We start from the raw sequence: 22,651 nt of genomic DNA, 5'->3' as shown, positions 1-22,651 counted from the left end.
TATTAATGTGAAGTAAATCATACCTGGTTCATCAATAAAGTCTGATGAAATATAACTATTCGCCTCCTGAGCCAGGGGGAGAAATAATGTGGAGGCACTATGCAAGATTTGATTGATTATGGAAATAGCCCGGTCAACATTAATCACTGGCAATAATTTAAAAAGCTGTAAATGTGAGTGATGCAAATCACACGTCATTTTTTTACCCGTTCATATTCAACGAGTTTTTTTTGCGTGTTGATTTGCCCTTCACCGTTGCATGTCACTGGAGAGGGAAAATACTGAAAACTTAACTTTCCAGGCTGTTCTCATAATGTATTGCTCAATGAGTACACCCCAATTTGTGAGAGTCGGATCACTTCGCGGGTTTATATTTGTGATTCACATCACTAAAAGTGTAAAGCAAATTGTACAATTAAGCGTTGTTTCAGAGTTTGCTATTTGCTTCAGTGAGTTAGATCGCATTTTTGGTCTGATGCCGACAGGCGTTGTTTTCTGGAGCGTGGGGATATTCAGGCGCGTGAAAGATAATGAATAAATGCGATGAATAATACCGGATTTATTGGGGTGAAGGCGTTTTCTATTTATTCCAAAAGCATGCTATTCGCGCTTATTTCATCTTATTTACATCTGGGCTTACCGAAGATCACTGGGGGAATTTACAGGGGTTTTATTAGCGCGATACGAAGGTGCGCCAACACCTGCGCATCGCTAATCACAGTAACTATTCATATAAACGTATAACAGGAGGGACATCATCCCTCCTGTTCTCGCGATAATTATTTCACTAACGCGGATATATCCTTGAACAGCGAATGGGTTATTTCTACACCGTCACGAGTTGTACGCATACGGGAATGATAGCGACGCTCGCCCGGCAAACGCGCTCCTTGCCGCTGCATATCGGCAAAGAGTCTCTCGGCACGTGCCAGATGCTGCGGAGCCTCCCGTCCCAGAAAGCGGGCCGGGTCCAGGGCCAGAATCAGCTCGCCACCATAGGGCAACCCACCAGCCCCCTTATCCCACGCCAGCGATTCCGCGCTGGTCATATCGCCGATGAGCGGTCCGGCAAGCAGTTCCACCATTGCCGCCAGTGCAGACCCTTTATGCCCGCCAAACGTCAACATCGCACCGTCGAGGATCGCCTGCGCGTCGGTGGTGGCCTGACCGTCACCGTCAATCCCCCACCCTTCCGGCACCGCTTTTCCCGCCCGTTGATGGAGTTGGATCTCTCCCCGTGCCGCCGCACTGGTGGCCATGTCGAAGATAAACGGGGGTTTTTCTTCACGCGGCCAGCCAAATGCTATCGGGTTAGTGCCAAAAAGCGGCTGCGTCCCGCCTGCGGGAGCAACCCACGCATGGCTGGGCGTCGTCGCCAGCGCCACCAGCCCCGCCTCCGTGAGCGGCTCAACGTCGGCAAACAGCGCCGAAAAGTGCACACAGCGGTTAATCGCCAGGGCTGCAATACCGCTGTGGCGCGCCTTTTCTATCAGCAGTGGAAGCGCGCGCTCGAATGCCAGCAGGGAAAATGCCCCACCGGCGTCCACCTTCACAATGGCCGGCGCGGTATCGGTGATAACCGGCTCAGCGTCAGGTGACACCTTTCCTTTACGTCGCGTCTCCACAATCCCTAGCAACCGCCACAAACCATGCGAGGCACAGCCATCACGCTCACCGTGGGTCACGTTTGTCGCGATCGCCACGGCATGCGCTTCACTGAATCCGTTCCCGCGCAGCACCTTATATGCCAGCGCATAAGCCTCTGTTAACGAGAGGTTTACCATCTCCATGACCGACTCCTTTACTCTTCTTCATCACCGGTAAAGTTAGCCCGCGGCAGACAGGTTCGCTCACCCCAGTAGTAAATTCCCAGCGACATCACCGCTACCACCACCGTATCCCACGGATGACCAATCACCCCTGTGCCCCCAAAACTACCCAGCCAGGAGAAGAGCATAATCAGCGCGTAGAAGGCGATAAGCCACAGAGACGATTTCACCTGCTGCGCCAGACTTACGGTGTGTACCGGCACTTTTGATTTGCAAAGCACATAGACGACAAACATCACAATCTGCAGACCCAGCAGCCATGACAGCGTGCCCCAGCCAGACCAGAATACAATCAGCGCCGAAATCACAAACGACACCGGACCGATAATCCCGAAGGCACGCACGCGGAATGGGCGCGGCAAATCCGGTGCATTACGACGTAGCCCCGCCGCCGTGACCGGGGCAATGGCGTAGCTCAGTACCAGCGCCGCCGACACCACGCTTATCAGCTGTTCCCATGACGGGAACGGCAATGTCCAGAAGATAGACAATGCAAAGGTCAGCCACAGCGCCGGACGCGGAATGCCAGACTCTTTATCGATGTGGGTAAACGTCTTAAAAAAGGTGCCTGCTTTCGCCCAACCATAAATCACGCGCGGCGTGGCGTTCATGTAGATATTGCCGGTACCACTTGGGGAGACAATCGCGTCGCACACCACCATAAACGCCAGCCAGCCCATACCGAGCGTAATGGCGATATCCCGGTACGGCAGCGAGAATTGCTTGCTGATCTCCGCCCAGCCGCCACCCAGCATTTCGGTCGGAATACTGCCAAGAAATGCCAACTGCAACAGCACGTAAATAATCGTCGACAGCACCACGGATAAAATAAGCGCCACCGGGATGGTACGCTGCGGATTCTTTACTTCACTCGCCACAGAAATAATTGGCGTCAACCCCAGGTAGGCGAAGATGATCCCACCGGCGCTAATCGCAGCCTCAACGCCCGACATACCAAAGGGTGCAATTCCCTGAACGTGCAGGTTCTCAGGTTTGAAAAAGGTAAAGAGCGTCACAACGACCGCCAACGGCACCAAAAATTTCAGAATACTGATGATGTTATTGGAACGGGCAAACGTTTTTACACTGTAGTAATTCAGCCCGAAGAACAAACACAGCAGCAAAAACTGCACTACCCATCCCAGCAACGTTGGGTCGCTTGAACCAGTTTGAGTCAGCATCGGGAACCATGCTGCCGCATACTGCCGTGCAGCAACAATCTCTATGGAGATGAGGCTTGAAAACGCAATCAGCGTAATAAATCCAAGCAGATACCCCATCAACTCACCGTGGGAAAAGACCGGATAACGGATAATCCCCCCGGCACGAGGCAGTGCCGCGCCCAGCTCACAATAGACAATCCCTAACAGCAGAACGGCAATCCCACCGATGACCCACGAGGCAATGCCCGCAGGTCCGGCAATCGATGCCACATGGCTTGCGGCAAACAGCCAGCCGGAACCGAAGATAGCCCCAAGCCCAATAAACGTCAGGTCGGTTAGCGTTAGCTGCTTTTTAAATTTACCCACCTCAGCAACGCGGGCCTGTGTTTGGTGCGTAGAGTGAATCGTCATGGTCATGCCCTTCAGTCAACAGAGGGGGAAATGGCTTCCCGGGTCCACTGCCCGTTAATCAGGCGCAGCAGGTTCAGAGGGTTGTCATCCTGGACAGCAGGCGGAAGCAGCGCGGCAGGCACATTTTGCAGGCATACCGGGCGTAAAAAACGGTCGATGGATTGCGTCCCTACCGAGGTACCGCGAGCATCGGTGGTGGCAGGCCACGGACCGCCGTGCACCATGGCATCACAGACCTCGACCCCGGTCGGATAACCGTTAAACAAAACGCGTCCCGCTTTTTCAGTGAGGGCTGGCAGCAGGCGCTGTGCCAGCGGCCCATCATCAGATTCGGCGTGCACAGTAGCCGTCAGTTGGCCCGGAATCACGCGCAAAATGGACTGCAACTCCGCCTCATCGGCCACCTCGACCAACACCGCCAGCGGGCCAAACACCTCCTGCTGTAGCAGCGGATCCTGTGCCAGCAGCAGCGAAGCCGGAGCCTGATACAACCGGGCCTGCGCGCGGCCGATAACCGATTCATCAGACCCTGCCAGACGCTGAATATGTGGATGTGCCTCAAGCGCGCTGACACCCTCTTCATAATGGGCAAGCGTCGGGGCATTCAGCATGATCTGTGCCGGTGCCTGGTCAACCGCGACCTTCAGCGCCTGCGTGAAACGGGACATACCCTCGCCGCGTAAGACAAGGATCAGCCCCGGCTTGGTACAAAACTGTCCACATCCCAAAGTGAAAGAGGACACCAGCTCATTGGCCAGCGTTTCTGCCCGCGTGGCGACAGCCTGCGGCAGAATAATCAGCGGGTTAATGGCCGACATTTCCGCAAAGACGGGGATCGGCTGCGGACGCTGCTGCGCCAGCTGCCAGAGCGCCTTGCCACCGCGCAGCGAACCGGTAAAACCCACCGCCTGAATCGCCGGATGGCGAACCAGATCCGCGCCAATATCGGTGCCGAAAATCATGTTAAAAACGCCCGCAGGCAGGCCAGATGCCGCGACCGCACGCACAATCGCCTGGGCAGTCAATTCCGCCGTCGCCATATGTCCGGGATGGGCTTTCACCACCACCGGACAACCCGCCGCCAGCGCGGATGCGGTATCGCCTCCCGCCGTAGAAAAGGCCAGCGGAAAATTGCTGGCCCCGAACACCGCCACCGGGCCAAGCGCGGTCAGATACTGACGCAGATCCGGACGTGGCAGGGGCTGGCGGTCAGGGAGTGCGGTATCAATGCGTACGCCAAAGGCATCGCCCCGACGCAGCACCCCGGCAAACATGCGCAGCTGATTACTGGTACGGGTGCGCTCTCCCTGTAACCGCGCCAGCGGCAGTGCCGTTTCCTGGTGGGCTATGGCGAAAAAATCCTCGCAGAGCAAATCCAGCTCGTCGGCAAGGGTGTCGAGAAAGCGGGCACGCACGTCTGGCGCTGTCTGTGAATAGACAGGAAACGCCTGGTCAGCCGCCTCCGCCGCGGCGGCGGCCTCCTCACGAGAGGCCGGGTAAAAATGGTATCCGGTCAGCTTGCCGTCAGCGGCACGCAGGCTTGGCAGCGTCGCCTCACCGCTTGCCACGCGGCGTCCGGCGATAAAATGCTGACCCGAAACAGAGAGAGGTAGCGTCATCATCACTCCTTTACTTAAAGGCCGACATCCGGCAGCTGTGGACGGGTCGCCAGCGCCTTCTCAACAATCGCCACCACTTGCGCACGGGTATCCCCTTCCAGCGCCAGACGCGGTGGACGGGTAATGGCGCTGCCACGCCCCAGCAATTCTTCACAGAGCTTGATGCACTGCACCAGATCCGGGCGCGCATCCAGATGCAGCAACGGCATAAACCAGCGGTAAAGCGCCATCGCTTCCTCATAACGCTGTTGTTTCGCCAGGCGGAACAACGTCTCCCCTTCACGCGGGAAGGCGTTCGACATTCCGGAGATCCAGCCTTCCGCCCCAACGGCAATGCTCTCGACCACCACATCATCCAGCCCAGCGAACAGCACAAAGCGGTCGCCAACAGAGTTACGCAGGTCGATAAAACGGCGGGTATCGCCGGAGGAGTCTTTGAAGCAGACGATGTTGTCGCAGTCGGCAAGCGTCGCCAGGATATCCGGCGTCACGTCGTTTTTGTAAATCGGCGGGTTGTTGTACACCATGATAGGCAGGTCGGTAGCCGTAGCCACACTGCGGAAGTGGGCCGCTGTTTCATGCGGTTTTGAGGAATACACCAGCGCAGGCATCACCATAATACCGTCGACGCCCACGCGCTCTGCCTCTTTCGCCATCTTCTGTGCAAACGCAGTGGTGAATTCGGCCACCCCCGCAATGACTGGGATCTGACCGCCCGCTGCATCTTTCGCTACTTCGATGATCTGCAGCTTTTCCTGCGTGGTCAGAGAAGTGTTCTCCCCCACGCTGCCGCACACCACCAGGCCAGAAACACCATCCTTGACCAGATTTTTCATCACCGTATGGGTGGCATCCAGATCCAGGGAATAATCGCTACGAAACTGGGTGCTGACTGCCGGGAATACACCGCTCCAGTGAATGGCTTTCTTGCTCATGTTCGGTTCCTTGTCGTCAATTTGTTAATTTAAAGTGAATGAATGGTGAATATTCACTGACAGATTGACGTTTCAGGCGACCGACTGCTTGGTGGTTTTCTTCCTCTTTGATGACGAAATTAGCACAGTGAGTGTGTCTTACCCGGCAAGCGTAATGCGAAAATCACGCGGCGTAGAGCCCGTCATCGCCTTAAACTGGCGGCTAAACGCGCTGTGATCGGTATAACCGCACTGCAACGCAATATCGGTAATCGGCGTATCGCCCGCCAGCAGTTCGGTGGCTTTTTCCAGCCGAACTTTGTGGATCATCTGGCGCGGAGTGAGATGAAAAATACGCTTACAGTAGCGCTCAATTTGCGCCACCGACATGCCACTCAGGGCGGTTAGTTCTTCCATCGCGATGGGACGGTGATAATGGTTGCGGATATGATCGTCGACGATCGCCAGTCGCTGCCACGCCGGGTGACGCGCCTGCGCTTCCTGCAGATCATGTGAAATCCCCGCCATACCGATGACCTGGCCCTGCGCATCCCGCAGCGCCAGCTTCTGGGTCAAACACCAGCCGCGTTCACGACCGTTGTAGAGATGCATTTCCAGCTGATCACGCAACGTTACCCCTTCGCGCAGCACCCGCATATCCTGCTCGGTATAGCCTAGCCCAAGCGCTGAAGGGAAAACATCGGCAGAGGTTTTACCCAGCAGAGAAACCACCGTCTTAAACCCGCAGCGTCGTGCCAGGGTCATATTGACCATCAAATAGCGGGCCTGCACATCTTTGATAAAAAAGACCACATTCGGAATAGCATTGAGCAGCGGCGCAATCAATGCCATCGCATGGAGCAACGTCTGGATATTGTCCGGACGCTGACGCGCCAACCCCTCACATATCTGGCTAAGTTCAGCCACTTCAGGCACCGGCGACGGGGCCCGCACATCATTAATCACACAGGACATCACGCTTCCTCCCGATTAGTGATCTGAATATTTATTAACTTTTTGTTAACTCAGCAAGCATCCTTACTGCGTTTTGCGATCCTGCCGTAGATTTATAATTTCCCCTTTTCCAGCCACTGGCGCGGTTGCCTTTTTTGGTTTACCACACCACTAACAAAATGATTAATAACAAATAAATATGATATCGCCTTAACGATGACAGCGGCCATTATGCTGATTTCGTCATTTGCGGTGACGAAAGCGATCAAGCAGGAACGCAAAGCTTGCGTCAGCATTTAGCAACAAAATATTAACTTCCCGGAGATCCTATGACAGCACAGTACAGTGAACTGAGAGTGATTGATTCTCACACCGGCGGTGAACCCACTCGCCTGGTCATCGACGGCTTTCCGGATCTGGGAACGGGGAACATGAGCGAGCGTCGCGAGCGCTTTTCCCGCGACTACGACGACTGGCGTAAAGCCATTATTCTTGAGCCGCGCGGTAACGACGTTCTGGTCGGTGCATTGCTCTGTGAGCCAGTTTCGCCACAAGCCACGGCGGGAGTCATCTTCTTTAACAACTGCGGCTTTCTGAACATGTGCGGTCACGGCACCATCGGGCTGATTGCCTCGCTGGCATGGCTTGGGCGCATTCAACCCGGTAAACATCTGATTGAAACGCCGGTGGGCGATGTGACCGCCACGCTGCACGAAGACGGCAGCGTCTCGGTCGAAAACGTGCCGGCCTACCGCTGGCGTAAGCAGGTACAGGTTGAAACCATCCACGGTACGGTAACGGGTGATATCGCCTGGGGCGGCAACTGGTTCTTCCTCGTCAACGATCATCCGTTCGCGGTCTCGCCGGAAAAGATCCCTGAATTGACGGAGTACGCATGGGCAATCCGTGAAGGGTTAGATCGTGCAGGCATCCGTGGCGAACATAACGGCATTATCGATCACATCGAACTGTTTGCAGAAGATGATCGCGCGGACAGCCGCAGCTTTGTACTCTGCCCCGGAAAAGCCTGGGATCGATCGCCCTGCGGCACCGGCACCAGCGCTAAGCTGGCCTGTCTGGCAGAGGACGGAAAACTCAAATCCGGAGAATCCTGGCGGCAGGCGAGCATCATCGGCAGCGAATTTACGGCGCATTTCGTGCCGCATGGCGACAAGATCGTCCCAACAATCCGCGGAGAGGCATGGGTCTGTGGTGATAACAAGCTGATCCTCAATCCTGAAGATCCGTTCTGCTGGGGGATCTCGCTGTGATCGAAAGTGACGTCATCGTTATCGGTGCCGGGATTATCGGGGCCGCCTGCGCCTGGCAACTTGCCGCTCGCGGACAGCGAGTCACGCTGGTCGATGACGGCAATGCGGGCGCGACGGCGGCGGGTATGGGTCACCTGGTGTGCATGGATGACGATCCTGCGGAGCTCGCACTCTCCGCCTGGTCTCTGGAGAGCTGGCGCAAACTGACACCCCGGATGCCGGAAAGCTGTGCCTGGCGCGGATGCGGCACGCTGTGGCTGGCGGAAACGCCGCAAGAGCTTGCGCTGGCAGAAGAAAAGAAACAACGAATGGCACAATACCAGGTTGTCAGTGAAATGCAGACCCGCGATCGGCTTGCCGCGCGCGAACCGCTGCTCACCACCGGACTCACTGGCGGGCTGTGGGTCCCCGGCGACGGGATAGTTTACGCCCCAAACGTCGCCCGCTGGTTTATTAACGATGCCGATCTAACGCACCTTCGGGATAGCGCCCTCACTGTTGATGCCCCTTACGTCACCCTACACAGCGGCAAACGACTGCGCGCGCGCGCCATCGTCATCGCCAGCGGTCTGGGTGCCAACACGCTGCTGGGTGAAAACTGGCTCAGACCCAAAAAAGGTCAGTTGGCGATCACCGACCGCTACGGCCCCTTGCTCAGCCACCAGCTGGTAGAGTTGGGATACGGTGCCAGCGCCCATGCGGGCGGCACCTCAGTGGCATTTAACATTCAGCCACGCCCCACCGGACAGTTGCTGATTGGCTCCTCCCGCCAGTTTGATAACACCGACCGCGAGGTTGACCTCCCCCTGCTGGCACAGATGCTGGCGCGCGCGCGCCATTTTTTACCCTCTCTGGAGACGCTAAATATCATCCGTTGCTGGAGCGGTTTTCGCGCGGCATCGGCTGACGGTAACCCGCTGATTGGCCCACATCCTGCGCGTCCGGGTATCTGGCTGGCGCTGGGACATGAAGGACTCGGCGTCACAACCGCGCCAGCAACCGCCGAGTTACTTTGCGCCCAGATCCTTGGCGAGCGCCCGGCGGTATCCCCGGATGCCTGGCTTCCCGCTCGCCTGCACAAGCAGGAGGCCATCGCATGACGACCCTGAACGTGATTATCGACGGCCAGAGCTGTGAGGTTCCCGTCGGAATGAGTATTGCCGCAGCACTGGCCCTGGTGGGCAACGGCGTGACCCGTCGTTCGGTGAGTGGTCAACTGCGCGCGCCCTTCTGCGGAATGGGAGTTTGTCAGGAGTGCCGCGTCACGGTGAACGGGCACCGGGTACTGGCCTGCCAGACGGAATGCCAGCCCGAAATGGTGATTGAAAGGAGCCATCATGCAAAGCGTTGACTGTGAGATCCTGATCCTTGGCGCAGGGCCAGCCGGGTTGTCGGCGGCACTGGCTGCCGCACGCTGTGGAAAATCAGTGATAATCCTTGATGACAACCCGCGCCCCGGCGGGCAAATCTGGCGCGACGGGCCGCAGGTCTCGCTCCCCCGGCACGCCAGGCGGCTTCGTCAGGCGGTAGCTGAACATCCCCACATTACGCTGCTGAGCGGTGCCCGGCTGATTGCCCGCCCCAACCCACATTCCGTAGTCTTCGAAACCGCAGACGACTGCGGCGAAATCCGCTGGCAGCGGCTGATTTTATGCTGCGGCGCCAGAGAACTCTCGCTGCCTTTTCCTGGCTGGACACTACCCAATGTGACGGGGGCCGGAGGCCTGCAGGCGCAGATAAAACATGGCCTGCAACTCAAGGGGGAACGCGTGGTCATTGCAGGCAGCGGTCCTCTTCTGCTGGCGGTCGCCAGTACGGTGAAACGCGCTGGCGGGAATATTGTTGCCATCATCGAACAGGCACCGATGACCGCACTGGCCCGTTTCGCAACCGGGCTATGGCGCTGGCCTGAAAAATTGCGTCAGTTCGGCGAGCTCTTTCCAGCCCGCTATCATCCGGCAAGCCAGGTCATCCAAGCGCAGGGTGATACCTGTCTGCAGTCAGTGACCGTGCGCCACCAGGGACAAACCCGGGAGATCGCCTGCGACAGGCTGGCCATTGGCTATGGGCTGGTACCGAATACAGAACCTGGCGCAATCTTTGGCTGCAAAACAGAAAATCAGGCTATTTGGGTCGATGCGGATCAACGCACCAGCGTGCAGGATATCTATGCGGCAGGAGAATGCACCGGCTTTGGCGGCAGCGAGCTGGCGTTAGCCGAGGGAGAAATTGCCGGCTACGCCGCCGCAAATTGTCCGCAAAAAGCCCAAAGCGCCATCTCCGCGCGCGCCCGCTGGCAGCGTTTTGCCCAGGCGCTGCATACGACTTTTGCATTGCCGGAGTCGCTAAAAGCCGCGACCACCGCAGATACGCTGCTTTGCCGGTGTGAAGATATTCGTTGTGGCGACGTGCAAAACGCCGAAAGCTGGCAAGCGGCAAAGCTCGCATCACGCTGTGGAATGGGGGCCTGCCAGGGAAAAGTCTGCGCCACCAGTGCCCGCTGGCTGTACGGCTGGCCGCTGCCGCAGCCGCGCGAACCGCTCTCCCCCGCGCGTGTCGACACGCTTATCCATCTCGCAAAGCCAGAGGGGTGATGGTCAGGTTTAAAGGCGCCCACTGGCGCCTTTTTTGATGTGGTGCATCCGTAGACCGTTTCGTCAAAGGGAATAATTTTTATCTTCACCCGTATCTATTTCGCTCTGTGTATTGGGAACCGAGCGTCCTATTTCTGCCAAACATTCAAAAATATAAAGGGAATGTAATGCATGTTTAAAATATGATAAACCCAACACTTCAAACTACCGATATTGCTTTTATTAACAAGCAGAAACCAGCATAACACCCAAGGAAACAACCTTTCCTTTTCGTATAGTTAGAAAAATAACACTTACTAAAGCAAGGTTTATTTTTATACCACCCCCTATGAATAAGCATGAATAACTTAAAAATAATATGGCGAAAAAAGTGTTTTATTTAATCTGCGAATTCGATAATGAATATTATTTTTAGTGTTGGCCGTAATAGACACAGCAACGCTTGATTAAGTGATATTTTGCGAGCATCATCGCAATTATTTACCCGAAAATGAAATCAATGACTTCCAGTAAATCCCTGCAACAGGCAATTGCTGACATCACCATCTGGCGTAAAGGCGAACAACGCGCGCCGCACAAGCCCCTACTGCTGCTTCACGTGCTGGCGGGGTATCAGCAGGGTCACGGTCGCCTGTTTGACTACGGGTCGGAAGTTCGCGACTCGTTGCATAGCCTGCTGGAGCGATTTGGGCCACAGCGCGCGCAGTACCGCCCCGATATGCCCTTCTGGCGCTTACAGGGAGATGAGTTCTGGGAACTACAAAACGCCGAGCATTGCTCAACATCCGGCAGCAGCAAACAGCCCCCCGCCGGAGAACTGGTGACGCATAACGTTGCCGGAGGTTTTGATGAACAGCATTTTGCCCTGCTGAAAAAGAGCAAAAACCTCATTAACACCCTGGCACAGCAAATTCTCGAAGCTCACTTCACCGAAAGCATCCAGGAAGAGATCGCGGATGAACTGGGGTTTGATATCCTGCAAATCCGCAAACAGCGGGACCCGTTGTTCCGCCAGCAGGTTCTGCGTGCCTATAACTATGAATGCGCCATTTGTGGCTTCAATATGCGCCACGACAGAACTTCGGTTGCCCTGGAAGCCGCCCATATCAAATGGAAACAGCACGGCGGCCCGTGCGAGATTTCAAACGGCCTGGCGCTGTGTGCAATTCATCATAAAGCCTTTGATAAAGGTTCGATTGGGCTGGATGAGAGTATGCGAGTTCAGGTGTCACCCGCAGTAAATGGCAGCGGCATGGTGGGCAGACTATTCTGGGATTTCGACGGGAAGGAGATTGCTCTACCGATGATGCGCGAGAATTATCCAAAAGAAGGTTTTGTGGAGTGGCACAGGAAGGAGGTGTTTAGAGGGTGAGTGCGAAGGCCGGACTCGCACATAAGCACTAACCTCATAAATTATATAATTTTAAAAAAAACAAAAAATAGATATACCAACATCGATACCAACACATTAATTCGTTGCTTTTGGGACTCGAATCGGGGCAAACACTCCCTTCCTCTAGCTGAGTTCAGGTTCCCCATAAAGAAGAGCACACTCCGTCTGAAAGAATAGTGCTCTATGTGATATTTAAATTATGCGGGTCACAAGTGTTCATCCCGCCTGAGCTCAGAGGTCCCAGCGATGATGGCTCTGGGTTCACTACCAATACAAAGTGAGTAGCCATTGCAATTGACGGCATCAATCAGCTCAGTGAGTACAATACCGTCAAGCTCAACGACAATTCTACCCATATTGAGGGCCATGGCACAGACGCTGTCGGCTTCAACATTAAGAGATATTTTCATTGTTCATTCTCCTGAGCGGAGCCTTTACCTTGAGTAATACGGCTTATTATTTTGTAACCGCGTCCCATGCTCAGACCGGTTACCTTTCTGGCTCTTAGAATATCTACGTCGGTAATAAAGGATGAGCGCTCCTGGATGGTAAACACCGGGCGATCTGTGCGAACCAGTTCATATTTTTCGACAATAAAATTCAGGGCATCAACTAAGTTAATTCCGGCGTCGATATGTTTTTGAATCACACCATCATCGCCAAATGGCGTATCGTTTAGTTGAAGGCCATAGTGCTGCCCCAGTAAATGTTTCAGCAAAGTCTGCCAGATGGCTACGGGAGTCAGGCAGGTCCGCGCCGCCCTCAACGGAGTTATGAGTTTTGTCTGCATCGTGGGTATTCTCTTATTTCGAAAATAGGGAAGTGAATGAAGTGCCGGATTAAAGGAAGACGTTGAAATAGTTATCTGGTGTGAAGCGTTGGGTACACAGACAGATAAACATAACCACAAGAGCCCAGTGTATCGGCATTGCAGGTCAGCCCTTTCGCATACAGGGTAACGGTGTGCTGGTGACGGGGATTAAGTTCACCGCTGGTCAGCATCAACTCCAGTTGCTTCATCAACAGCGGAAAAGCCTGATCGAGATGACGTAAATCTGCCTCACTGAATACCCCGGTTATGTTGGCGCGGTCGGCCAGGTAATGTAGGCGGCTTCCCTCCTGTACCAGACGCGCGCCGAAATGCGGCGTGATGTTGCATTTCAGTCCCCATTGCAGAGTATCTGTGGCTTTACTGCCGGTGTCTTTTTTCATATCAATGTTCCTTTTCTTGTGATTAGTTGAGGGTGATACTGCGAAGGACGATGTACGGGCCGTTACGGTCCTGCCGGCGTTTAGCAAAGACGGCCAGCACACCGCTGATATCGAGAACTTCCCATCCGTAGTAGTGGCAGACGCTGCCTGACCAGTAATATTTTCCAGTACAGGAAACAGCCGGGATCCAGGGTACTGGCGGTATATAGCCATCGCCTGGCGTTTGCTGATAATTTTCATACTATTGATTTCCTCTGAGGTCACAGCCAACCCCGCTCGGCAAATGAGACGATATCCATTCTGCCGACCACCAGGTGGTCCAGCAGGCGGATATCCACCAGGTCCAGTGCCTGCTTAAGACGCTCCGTGAGTCGTCTGTCGGCATCACTGGGCTCTGCATGCCCAGAGGGGTGATTATGTGCGAGTACGGCCGCTGCAGCGTTATGTTTCAGGCCAGCCTTCACCACTTCGCGTGGATGCACACTTATGCTGTTGATGGTTCCGAGGAACAGCATGTCATCGGCAATAAGCCGGTGCTGATTGTCCAGCCACAGGACGGTGAATGCCTCGCGATCCATTGGGGCAAGCTGCAGGCGTAGCCAGTCGCGAACGGCGTGACTGGAAGTAAAGGCCGCGCCAGGTTCACGTAACTGTCTCTCCAGTAGAGTCAGCGCTTCCAGGATGGTTCGCTGTGCAGAAGCAGGTAATTCACAGGCAAACAGCGGTAGTTGCTGTTTCATGGTCATCCCCTTCAATCGATGAGGTGCATAATGGAACTGCATTCGGGGTGATTCAGGGCATAGTCCCGCAGGCGGCAATAATGCGCCGTCATGGCATCACATTCCGTACGGCAGGCATGATGGCTGTATTCCAGCAGACAAACGGTGATACCTGCAGCCATGGGGCTTATTTCACTGCTGTTGCCGTTCATGGCGTTGAACAGTGTCCATCGTTCATCGTTCTCATCACCCGGCTCGGGGGCCATAAAGGCTCCGCCATTGCTGAGTGTGTAAAAACGCCAGATGCCACCGCTGTAACTCTCACAAAACCGGTCCATCCATCCGAAGATGCGCGGCTCCAGCAGTATCCACTGCGGGATACCGCCAAAGTGCAGCGGCCAGAAATGGAGCCGCTGTGCATCAGGCAGTGAAGTGGCGGTGATAAGAACCGAGTTGTCAGTATCGGCAAGCATGTGCAGGCAGGTGGTTTTACTCATGGTTTTTTCCTTATGAAAGATAATCATTGAGGCCCCACTGAACGGGGCCATACAGATGAGAGGCTGGCTTCGGGGGGGACTGATGGGTTATTGGCGGTTACATCGTCCAGACAGAAGACTGGATGTCATCCACTTCAGGTCAGCGCCTGCTGCAGTTCTTCAGCAATAACCCATAATGCGCGATTCAGCTTAATGTCGCCGTCGATACCGTTTACTGCTCTAGTCCGGCTGCGTTTCCCCTGTGCTGAACGGCCGGACAGACCACCTTTACTCAGGTTTTCCTGAAGCCGGTTAAAGACGCTCCACAGGTCATTCTGTTCATCCTGCCAGCGGCGGGCACTCAGTACCTGAGATTCAGTGACGGGTTGATGCTCCTCACCAAAACGGTACGTCAGGGCCGCTTTAGCCAGCGCCTGCTGCGCCGGAGGGGGCAGCAACAGAGACTGCATGGCATCTCGCTTCTCCTCCACCCGGTCAAATACCCCGAGCACTTCATAAGCGCCTTCAATGACTTTCTCCACCACATTTCCTTTATGGGGTACCCGCACTTCACCCAATGACGTCCCGCAGACCAGGCCGTTGCAGCAGACGCTGCGGAACAGCCCCGGCAGCATCTGATAACTGCTGGAGCCGTCATGCGAGTTGAGCAGAATAATTTCCGGGACCTGTTGACCGGTGATTTGCCCGGCACGGCGCAGGCGTAGCATATGTTTTGTGTGCTCCCGACGGCTCTGGTCACGGACGCGAGTCTGGCAGGCAAAGAAGGGCTGAAAACCTTCGCGCTGCAGACTCTCCAGCAGGGTAATGGTGGGGATATAAGCATACCGCTCGCTGCGGGAGGCATGCTTCTCTTCTCCGAACACGCTGGGGGTATGCTGCATCAGTTCGTCATGGGTTAAGGGGCGGTCGCGGCGGATCAGATTAACGCGACCAAAGCGGCTGGCTAATTTCATGGGATTTACCTTTATGGATGACATATACGAAAAAACCCTGCTCATACGAGCAGGGCTTCAGAGGGGGTATCAGGGAATGGCGGGATTATGTAATGACAGCGAAAGTTACCGCGCGGTTATTTCGGGTCGGTGTCGGCCGGGTTATTCCCTGCCGGTAAAGTGGCTTCAGCAGGAGAAGCGGTTAAGCCACCCTGAATAATTTTGTGTTTAGCAAAAGCCTCCGGCATCGCGTTGATGCAGTAAGTGATATAAAAGACATTGAAGATAATGACGTAGAACACATTCATCTTCAGTTCGAACTTAAAGGTGTTCAGCACATAGCTCTGCAGAGCCGTGCGGGCTTTAAAGGCCCAGATGATGTACATCACAGCGCTGGCAATGGACAGCACACCGCCGAGCATGGCAATGGCATCCATAGTCGGGTCATAGCCATAGAGCTCCGGGTCGGTGGTGCCCATTACACTGAGCTGGCGCGAAATACCGTAGCAGATGGCTATCCACAGCACGTAAAGGTCAGAGGAAAACGAAACCTTCGTGGTGTCGAAGATGATGCTTTGTTTTCGGTAGAGCCACATCAGTGGATAGATACCGAAGGTGACGAAGGAGAGTAATACAAAATTCAGCGTTTTTGTGTTCAGTCGAGCGCTGAGGTCGGTAATGGCAGACACGTTTTATCCTTAAAAGGTTGAGGTTTCCCGAAGGGGAAGTCGAAGAAATAAGAGAAGATATTCAGTCAGGCAGGACGACATTATTTCCCTGAGTACATATGGTTTCGGACTTTCACCCACCATTTACCGTTACCGATTTTGTAATCGACTTTTTCATCATTACATTCATCAATTTCGGGGCCGACGTATTTTCCGGTTTCAAGGTTCAGGACAGCGATATTGCCCGCCGGGCAGGACATGCCCATATCGGTATGCAGAATAGCGAATTTGCCCCCGGAGGCTGCGACAGACGTTCCAGCGCCCAGCGTCATCATTTCATCACTGTCGATATGGACCCAGCCTTGTTTTCCGCCGCAGCCATTGCACCACAGACCGTCCCCGTTTACGGTACTGGCCAGCGTATAGGTGCTGTCAGGGATACTGACCTGGGTTGTGATGGTGGCGGCAACCGCAGGGACTGCCAGGGGCAATATCGCGGCACTCAACACCACATTTATTAAACTTTTCATTATTCACCTCACTGATTAGCGTCCCAGAACTCTTTAAAGCCACGCCCGCTGATTTTAAAATCTCCGGTAATATCAGTGAGCGTGACGACATGCCCCTGTTCGCGCAGATAATTCACCAGCCATTGCTGAGTGGTTTTACCCCGAATAATCAGTGATATCTGGCATTCGCCTTTTTTCTGCCATATATGGCGCTCCCCCTGGACCGGGTGTTCATTCAGCGTCAGTGTGACGTTGTCAGCCTCCGGCGTCTGGCAGGTCTTCTTGTTTCTCTCATTTGTCTGAACCTGGATATATTCATATCCGGGCGTGTCATCCATGGAGAATGTACTGTTCCGGTTAATCGTGTAGTAATACTCCCCGCTGGCATATCCCCAGTCTTTGTCGGCTATAGCCGGTGCGGATGAGAGAGCCAGAAGTGCTAGTGCAGGCAGGGTCAGTTTCTTCATATTTAATTCCCTATGGGGCAAAGGTATCGACGAGGAAAATCATGGCGAACACGATGAATATCGTGAGCAGAACGTTGATGATTAAGCAGCGGAAGATTTTCCGGGCCAGTCGGTGCGGAAATGCCATAGAACCCCTCAGTCTCTGACGATGAGAAAGAAGAGCAGCCCGGCAAGAATCGGGTCAATTATCATCGCCAGAATGAACCACCCCCAGAATGACCTTCCGGCCCCCTTAGCCAGAAAACCCAGCACGACGGCCAGAAAAATCCATAACAAAACCAGTAGCATGTCATCTCCTCATAATATTTGGATGTGTGCATCCATATCTGTTGTATTTCAATCAGATAGCAGCATTTCATCTCAAGTTTATAACCCGATTGAATGAAGGGATAATGAATAAAACAGATCGGAACGATCGACAAAATCGATCATTAATAAACAAAAATATTTATCGTTGGACGTGAAAAACTAATCGAAGAAGAAGGACCACACGCTGCGGGCAATATGAGCGACGGTATGCGTCACAGCCTGTAATGCCTGACGGGCAATCTGTGGCAATGGTGCACTGTCAATAACGCGGTCAAGTGTATCGACGACGGCGTCTCCAAAACCGTTGCGGGCGGTTTCCTGTATGGGGGTTGAGTGATAGGACTGATGCAGGTGGGGCAGCAGCGGGCTGCGTGCCTGCTTTGGGAGGCGATTTATCATCTGCTCCACGATGTGGGCCAGATGATAACGCCCTTTTACGGACACAGGGATAATCACGTCATCCTGTAATCCCAACTGACCGGCAACGACCTGCTGCTTTCGTCTGATATTCTCAAGCTGAGTACCAGATGGTGTCGCGGAACGCCAGTTCCACCGTTCAGAAGGCTCCACTTTATCCACCTGATTGAGTATCCAGAGCACCGGCGGCATGGTGATTCCGCACTGCACCAGGATTGCCTGATAAAACTGCTCTTCTATCGAGAAGGCCCTGTCATCGGCTTTCAATACCCACAGCACCATATCCAGCTTCGGGAGTTGCTCCCGATAGAGTTCGCGGTATTCGTTATCCCGGCTCTGACTCTCGCCCACGCCCGGTAAGTCGACCAACGTGAGATAATGCTGACCGAACCGCAGACGAACACATTGCGGCTCACGGGTGCAGGCTTCGACGGCGTTGACCGCGCAAACTTCACTGCGGAACAGGGCATTACAGAGCGATGATTTACCTGCACCAGTTTTTCCCATAATACCAATGACAGGTTCATAAGTAATAAGCTGGCTGAGTTCCTTAATCAGCGTGTGGCGTAATGTACGAGGATAGCGGCGTAAATGGCGGCGGACAATCTGATATCCGGATAGTTGCTTCATTTATAACTCCTCAGAAACAAAACAGGCCACCCCGAAGGATGGCCTGGTGAACGAGATATGCTGTTATTCAATATTGTAATATATAAATAAAATTTAATTAAAACTGCTATTTTTCTGCCCATGCTTGTTCAATCAAATGTTCGATAACTTCTGATCTGTTTCTGTTAAATTTTTTCTCAAGTCTGATTAGCTTTTTTTTAGCCGCTGGCGATATCCGAATATTAACCGGTGCCTTATCTTTCACTTTCTCCCTGTGTTTCATGTTGGCGTAGTTTTTCTTTAGTCGGATTAGCCAGAGTTTCTTTTCTGCATCATCTTTACCCCAAAAATAATAAATGTAAGGCAGGATGTGCAGGTTGTCTTCATTTGTTTGATCAAGATAATGAAGGAACGAATTCATGCTGCGTTCTTTCATAAATTGATTAAGCACCCAATATAACTGACTTTCCGTGGCATTAGATAACCAGGAAAAATCCCGTTCGATTTCTGGGGTCGATTTTTTATATTCATCGGATATGGCATTAACAAGGTGTCTTTTTTCACTGTAACTACCAGAGGAAAGATCCAATGCATATAACGATGAAAGATAATATTGCTTATCAGTGTGTGGGGTTTTTATCGGCCATTCAGTGCGTGAAAACAGACCAAATTCTATTTCCTGCAATATTGAGGTTAACTCTCTTGTAATCCCAGGATGGAATTTTTTATTGCTTTTCTGACATTGTTCTGAGACGCAGGCTAGCCACATCCATAAAAACACACTGGCTTGATGACTTTTTTTAACCCACTGAATATCTGCTTCATCCACCAGTGTTTCTTTTAAGTTGTTGATGTATTTTTTATGAATACGATTCTTTCCTCGCCCTTCTTCAATATCTGAGAATGCTTCATTAATTTTTTTCTTTATATTTTTTAACTCAGCATCTTCGGAGAGAGCAAAGTGATGAGCAGCATCATATTCTCCAAGGTAAGTAAGAAGAAATATCCCTTCCCTGATATTTTTGATTTCAAACTCCACGATGAGACCCTCATTGTTCTAATATATCCCACTAAATATAGTGTTGTTTTTGACAAAATACAGTGATGTATATCAATGGTTATGCACACTGCTATCTGCAAAGTCTTGATGAATTCTACAGGGATATTGTTGGTGATATCGTGGTGGTATCTGCGAATTATTAGCAGTGTTTATACAGTATTTACAGGGGATATCACGATATCAATCAACACTAACGCATTGATTTTTAAATCATCAATAATGATAGCTATGTTTGAATTTTCAATATGAATTTTATATAGCTTTGATAAAAGATGCACTGTTTTTATAGAAGGTAGAGAGCAACTAGCAGGTCAGCAGGCAGTCATGGAGGGTTTGGGTTGCGACCTTTTTCCGGGGGCTGAAGACATTGGAGGACATGGCGTATTCCGGACCATACTACGATGACTTATCGTAGGTGGTGATTTAACCTTGTACGCAGAAGCATAAAAATGAGCGCGAGCACTTTATTTGTGAATATAAGATGTTGAGCTCACTGGTGCAAGAAAGAAATATCTTGCCTGAAAAGATTAACTTCAACAGTTAATTAAGGTAATTAGTGTTATTTTATATAGAAGAGTCCCCGTTAATAATCTTCACCCGAACACATCCGCATTACATTCTCTGCTCAGACATCACCAATCCCGCTTGCAATCCAATACCTCTCATCCTCTAAACAAATCAAAAATAACTCCCCGTAGATATCTCATGACTAATACACGCGAGATATACTACCTATGAAACAGAATCACCGCTACATCCACAATACGTATTTAAAGACCAGACTATTCACTCACCTTGATACACTCTTTGATAATTATGCCAAGATCTTAATGCTACGTATTGACCTTGGATATCTGCAATACAGTGAAGCATTCAGTTTACAAGACGAAAAAGAAATGGCCTGGCAGATGACATTGCTGACAGAGCAATTGACTACCCATACAGATGTCATTGGATTTGCATGGGTAATGGAGAATTCAGAGCAACACGGGATACATATCCACGCCACCTTTTATCTCGATGGACAGAGACATCGTAAGATCTGGAATACATGGCAGATGATTAATTCTCTCTGGATAGATATTACCGAAAGAGAAGGATATACACACCGGTGTACTCCCCAGTCTCATTATCGAGTACGTGGAGAATGGGTTATCAGGCATGACGATCGCAGAGGGCGTAATGGGATGAACTATATTCTCAGTTATCTGAGCAAAGTGGATCAGAAAGAGGCGAAACTAATTTATCAGCTCAGTGATATTCCTGAACGAAGCAGGAGAGGAAGGCCAAGACGAAAGTTCGAATCTAAAATCACTGGCCGGTAATAATATCAGACACCATTTAATCTGGGGTATATCGTGAGTATCAAAATTTATACCCCGCACTCATCATCTGAAGGAATCACACCTCACTCGGAATTCCTTCTCCATTCACTTTAAGGAGAACAAGATGATGAATACCGATATCCCTGTCCTGAATGATCAGTTTGTCGACATGAAGTTTATTACCCGGTTAACAGGCTTAACGGATAAATGGTTCTACAAGCTTATTCAGGATGGGGCATTCCCTAAGCCTATCAAACTGGGGCGGAGCTCTCGCTGGCTCCAGAGCGAAGTGGAAGCCTGGTTACAGCAACGTATTGCTGAATCACGGAGCTGAACACTCATGACAAAGAAACATAACCGCAGGACATGGCAGGCACCTGTGCGCTGGATTTGTCTGCAGTGCCATCGCCAGTACTGTGGTGAGCGTATGTGTCCGTACTGCTACAGCACGGTCAATGTTGTAGCCGCCACAGCTCGCTGAGCTGTAACTCCCCCTTTAGCATCACGCTACTCATACACTTAAATCTATTATCCGCCAGATACTGCGCACCACGCTGCCCATACCGGGACGGCTCGCGCCTGCTTGTCATATGGTGGAGAGGACTCTTACTATGTACGCAAAATGTTTCCTGGCTCGCAACCATGCAGGACGGCTTACTGGTGCCAGAACCGCACTACGCTCTCCTAGCGAACGATACACCTGCCATCATTGTGGCAGTATCCTGGTGCTGCACGCTGACACTGAGCGCCCGTGGTTTGCGCATACCGACGCTGCTCTCACTGAATGTGGCAGACGAAGTTGCCCATGCACACATCCTGACGGTGATGACGTTCTGTTAATGCGACAGTTGCGGCGTTACGTACCAAATGCAAGGCCGGTGGTCAGCCTCTACGGGCATAAATATTACGCAGACCCGGAGGGCGTATGCTCATAATGCCATGCCATCTGACTCTGAACAGTAAGGGAGCGCTGGTGGGGGCTCGTAGTGCAACCATCAGGACGGCTTGCCGGGAGAGCGCTTCAGATTGCTATTTTTCCGAATCCAGGAGCAGGAGGTCTGTGTGATACCTGAGGCCTGGTACTGCGTCTGGTATGGGCGTCATTACGCGGGGGAAAAGCACTGTGCAACCTGCAACACCGGTATCTACAGCATCGAAGAAGCAGCCTGGCAGGAGAACTATCTCCGTCCGGTTAATGGTCCTGGCCAGCAATCATCTGAAGACCTTGGTTTATCAGCACCAACATCAGGACGTTGCTGACGATGGCGAATTCATTCAGGCCCACCAAACATTTGAATACGGCGGATGGGGAATGGGTGACTGTCAGTGAGCTCTCATATCTGCACGCCAGGCCGTTACTGTGTGGTTCGTGCCATACTCCAGTGGTTGTGACGCAGAATGATAAAGGCTGGCAACTGATTCACCGGCCGTGTTCAGAGATGGACAGAAAGCGGGTGAGCCATTGCCGCTACGGAGTATCCTCCTCGACGTCGACGGGCATACGGAGATTCTAAGCGCCAGAGGCCTTGCATGGTGGGTAATGATATTCCACTGAACTCCGCTGGCGTTGCCCACCTTTATATCTTTCTTGCGAAACAACACAGACAATCCACGATGAAACATAACCCAGCCATCCCTGCCGTTGATAGTGCTGCGGATAGGGTAAACATACACACTTTCCTGCGGGAGGCCGTCGACCACTAAGTGGATAACTTTTTACCCGTTGTTGACAACAATCGACCTGTTCCCATAAAGAGTGGGATATCAGTAGTACTAATG

27 protein-coding genes and 1 pseudogene are annotated in these 22,651 nt (G+C 52.5%); 10 read left to right on the top strand and 18 right to left on the bottom strand.

Annotated features, from left to right (window positions below; genetic code table 11):
* Positions 1 to 779 precede the first annotated feature (779 nt).
* The 5 genes from OGY17_RS08820 to OGY17_RS08800 all read right to left on the bottom strand — a co-directional run bounded on the left by OGY17_RS08820 (position 780) and on the right by OGY17_RS08800 (position 6,911).
* Complete coding sequence (locus OGY17_RS08820) at positions 780 to 1,790, bottom strand: Ldh family oxidoreductase (protein ID WP_128612191.1); 1,011 nt, start codon at positions 1,788 to 1,790, stop codon at positions 780 to 782.
* 11 nt (positions 1,791 to 1,801) lie between these two features.
* The gene (locus OGY17_RS08815; RefSeq protein ID WP_079934443.1) at positions 1,802 to 3,403 is read right to left on the bottom strand and encodes an APC family permease; all 1,602 of its coding nucleotides are present in this window, start codon (positions 3,401 to 3,403) and stop codon (positions 1,802 to 1,804) included.
* Positions 3,404 to 3,414: 11 nt separating this feature from the next.
* Positions 3,415 to 5,022, bottom strand: coding sequence for an aldehyde dehydrogenase (NADP(+)) (locus OGY17_RS08810; protein ID WP_286606987.1), 1,608 nt, complete (start codon positions 5,020 to 5,022; stop codon positions 3,415 to 3,417).
* Positions 5,023 to 5,036: 14 nt separating this feature from the next.
* Complete coding sequence (locus OGY17_RS08805; protein ID WP_003830108.1) at positions 5,037 to 5,957, bottom strand: dihydrodipicolinate synthase family protein; 921 nt, start codon at positions 5,955 to 5,957, stop codon at positions 5,037 to 5,039.
* A gap of 138 nt (positions 5,958 to 6,095) precedes the next feature.
* Positions 6,096 to 6,911, bottom strand: a complete 816-nt coding sequence (locus OGY17_RS08800; RefSeq protein WP_008786078.1) for an AraC family transcriptional regulator — start codon at positions 6,909 to 6,911, stop codon at positions 6,096 to 6,098.
* 308 nt (positions 6,912 to 7,219) lie between these two features.
* Here OGY17_RS08800 and OGY17_RS08795 point away from each other — a divergent pair, with 308 nt between their 5' ends.
* From OGY17_RS08795 to OGY17_RS08775, 5 genes are all read left to right on the top strand, one after another.
* Positions 7,220 to 8,161, top strand: coding sequence for a 4-hydroxyproline epimerase (locus OGY17_RS08795; protein WP_286606958.1), 942 nt, complete (start codon positions 7,220 to 7,222; stop codon positions 8,159 to 8,161).
* Positions 8,158 to 9,261 (top strand): NAD(P)/FAD-dependent oxidoreductase, encoded by a 1,104-nt coding sequence (locus OGY17_RS08790; RefSeq protein ID WP_286606955.1) that lies wholly within the window; start codon positions 8,158 to 8,160, stop codon positions 9,259 to 9,261. Before OGY17_RS08795 ends, OGY17_RS08790 begins: the two co-directional genes overlap by 4 nt.
* Positions 9,258 to 9,512, top strand: coding sequence for a (2Fe-2S)-binding protein (locus OGY17_RS08785; RefSeq protein WP_008786074.1), 255 nt, complete (start codon positions 9,258 to 9,260; stop codon positions 9,510 to 9,512). The genes OGY17_RS08790 and OGY17_RS08785 overlap by 4 nt, the downstream gene beginning before the upstream one ends.
* Positions 9,499 to 10,755 (top strand): NAD(P)/FAD-dependent oxidoreductase, encoded by a 1,257-nt coding sequence (locus OGY17_RS08780; RefSeq protein ID WP_286606953.1) that lies wholly within the window; start codon positions 9,499 to 9,501, stop codon positions 10,753 to 10,755. Before OGY17_RS08785 ends, OGY17_RS08780 begins: the two co-directional genes overlap by 14 nt.
* Before the next feature lie 499 nt (positions 10,756 to 11,254).
* Complete coding sequence (locus tag OGY17_RS08775; RefSeq protein WP_286606951.1) at positions 11,255 to 12,127, top strand: phosphorothioated DNA-binding restriction endonuclease; 873 nt, start codon at positions 11,255 to 11,257, stop codon at positions 12,125 to 12,127.
* 227 nt (positions 12,128 to 12,354) lie between these two features.
* Here OGY17_RS08775 and OGY17_RS08770 read toward each other — a convergent pair whose 3' ends face one another.
* The 13 genes and pseudogenes from OGY17_RS08770 to OGY17_RS08710 all read right to left on the bottom strand — a co-directional run bounded on the left by OGY17_RS08770 (position 12,355) and on the right by OGY17_RS08710 (position 19,526).
* Positions 12,355 to 12,558 carry a DUF5983 family protein gene (locus tag OGY17_RS08770; protein WP_286606949.1) on the bottom strand — a complete coding sequence of 68 codons (204 nt, stop codon included), beginning with the start codon at positions 12,556 to 12,558 and terminating at the stop codon, positions 12,355 to 12,357.
* Complete coding sequence (locus tag OGY17_RS08765; RefSeq protein WP_286606947.1) at positions 12,555 to 12,938, bottom strand: TA system toxin CbtA family protein; 384 nt, start codon at positions 12,936 to 12,938, stop codon at positions 12,555 to 12,557. Before OGY17_RS08765 ends, OGY17_RS08770 begins: the two co-directional genes overlap by 4 nt.
* Positions 12,939 to 13,009: 71 nt before the next feature.
* Positions 13,010 to 13,360, bottom strand: a complete 351-nt coding sequence (locus OGY17_RS08760) for a type IV toxin-antitoxin system YeeU family antitoxin (protein ID WP_286606946.1) — start codon at positions 13,358 to 13,360, stop codon at positions 13,010 to 13,012.
* 22 nt (positions 13,361 to 13,382) lie between these two features.
* Positions 13,383 to 13,600 (bottom strand): annotated as a pseudogene (locus tag OGY17_RS08755) (DUF987 family protein).
* Between the two features lie 20 nt (positions 13,601 to 13,620).
* Positions 13,621 to 14,100 (bottom strand): RadC family protein, encoded by a 480-nt coding sequence (gene radC / locus OGY17_RS08750; RefSeq protein ID WP_286606944.1) that lies wholly within the window; start codon positions 14,098 to 14,100, stop codon positions 13,621 to 13,623.
* A gap of 11 nt (positions 14,101 to 14,111) precedes the next feature.
* Positions 14,112 to 14,576, bottom strand: a complete 465-nt coding sequence (locus OGY17_RS08745; protein ID WP_502872492.1) for an antirestriction protein — start codon at positions 14,574 to 14,576, stop codon at positions 14,112 to 14,114.
* A gap of 134 nt (positions 14,577 to 14,710) precedes the next feature.
* A complete protein-coding gene (locus OGY17_RS08740) occupies positions 14,711 to 15,529 on the bottom strand; it encodes a DUF932 domain-containing protein (protein ID WP_286606942.1) in 819 nt (272 codons plus the stop codon).
* Positions 15,530 to 15,645: 116 nt separating this feature from the next.
* Positions 15,646 to 16,197: a DUF4234 domain-containing protein gene (locus tag OGY17_RS08735; protein WP_286606940.1), complete on the bottom strand. Its 552-nt coding sequence runs from the start codon at positions 16,195 to 16,197 to the stop codon at positions 15,646 to 15,648.
* A gap of 80 nt (positions 16,198 to 16,277) precedes the next feature.
* Complete coding sequence (locus OGY17_RS08730; protein WP_286606937.1) at positions 16,278 to 16,706, bottom strand: hypothetical protein; 429 nt, start codon at positions 16,704 to 16,706, stop codon at positions 16,278 to 16,280.
* A gap of 8 nt (positions 16,707 to 16,714) precedes the next feature.
* On the bottom strand, positions 16,715 to 17,152 hold the full coding sequence (locus tag OGY17_RS08725; RefSeq protein WP_286606934.1) for a hypothetical protein: 438 nt from the start codon (positions 17,150 to 17,152) through the stop codon (positions 16,715 to 16,717).
* A 135-nt stretch (positions 17,153 to 17,287) separates the two neighbouring features.
* Complete coding sequence (locus tag OGY17_RS08720) at positions 17,288 to 17,440, bottom strand: hypothetical protein (RefSeq protein ID WP_286606932.1); 153 nt, start codon at positions 17,438 to 17,440, stop codon at positions 17,288 to 17,290.
* Positions 17,441 to 17,620: 180 nt separating this feature from the next.
* Positions 17,621 to 18,508, bottom strand: coding sequence for a GTPase family protein (locus OGY17_RS08715; protein WP_286606929.1), 888 nt, complete (start codon positions 18,506 to 18,508; stop codon positions 17,621 to 17,623).
* Between the two features lie 106 nt (positions 18,509 to 18,614).
* Positions 18,615 to 19,526: a hypothetical protein gene (locus OGY17_RS08710; protein ID WP_286606927.1), complete on the bottom strand. Its 912-nt coding sequence runs from the start codon at positions 19,524 to 19,526 to the stop codon at positions 18,615 to 18,617.
* A 755-nt stretch (positions 19,527 to 20,281) separates the two neighbouring features.
* Between OGY17_RS08710 and OGY17_RS08705 the strand changes: the two genes are divergently transcribed.
* From OGY17_RS08705 to OGY17_RS08685, 5 genes are all read left to right on the top strand, one after another.
* On the top strand, positions 20,282 to 20,872 hold the full coding sequence (locus tag OGY17_RS08705; RefSeq protein ID WP_286606925.1) for an inovirus-type Gp2 protein: 591 nt from the start codon (positions 20,282 to 20,284) through the stop codon (positions 20,870 to 20,872).
* 127 nt (positions 20,873 to 20,999) lie between these two features.
* A complete protein-coding gene (locus OGY17_RS08700) occupies positions 21,000 to 21,206 on the top strand; it encodes a helix-turn-helix transcriptional regulator (RefSeq protein ID WP_286606985.1) in 207 nt (68 codons plus the stop codon).
* A gap of 6 nt (positions 21,207 to 21,212) precedes the next feature.
* The gene (locus tag OGY17_RS08695; RefSeq protein ID WP_286606923.1) at positions 21,213 to 21,353 is read left to right on the top strand and encodes a putative zinc ribbon protein; all 141 of its coding nucleotides are present in this window, start codon (positions 21,213 to 21,215) and stop codon (positions 21,351 to 21,353) included.
* Between the two features lie 109 nt (positions 21,354 to 21,462).
* A complete protein-coding gene (locus OGY17_RS23280) occupies positions 21,463 to 21,807 on the top strand; it encodes a DUF7828 domain-containing protein (protein WP_353622319.1) in 345 nt (114 codons plus the stop codon).
* Between the two features lie 127 nt (positions 21,808 to 21,934).
* Positions 21,935 to 22,132 carry a putative zinc ribbon protein gene (locus OGY17_RS08685; RefSeq protein ID WP_502872491.1) on the top strand — a complete coding sequence of 66 codons (198 nt, stop codon included), beginning with the start codon at positions 21,935 to 21,937 and terminating at the stop codon, positions 22,130 to 22,132.
* Positions 22,133 to 22,651: the final 519 nt, after the last annotated feature.

Origin of the sequence: Citrobacter sp. Cpo126 (assembly GCF_030332445.1) — a bacterium.
GTDB classification, from domain to species: Bacteria; Pseudomonadota; Gammaproteobacteria; order Enterobacterales; family Enterobacteriaceae; genus Citrobacter; species Citrobacter portucalensis.
Note: the sequence above shows the minus strand (reverse complement) of the source record. Positions and strands in the feature narration are given on the sequence as shown.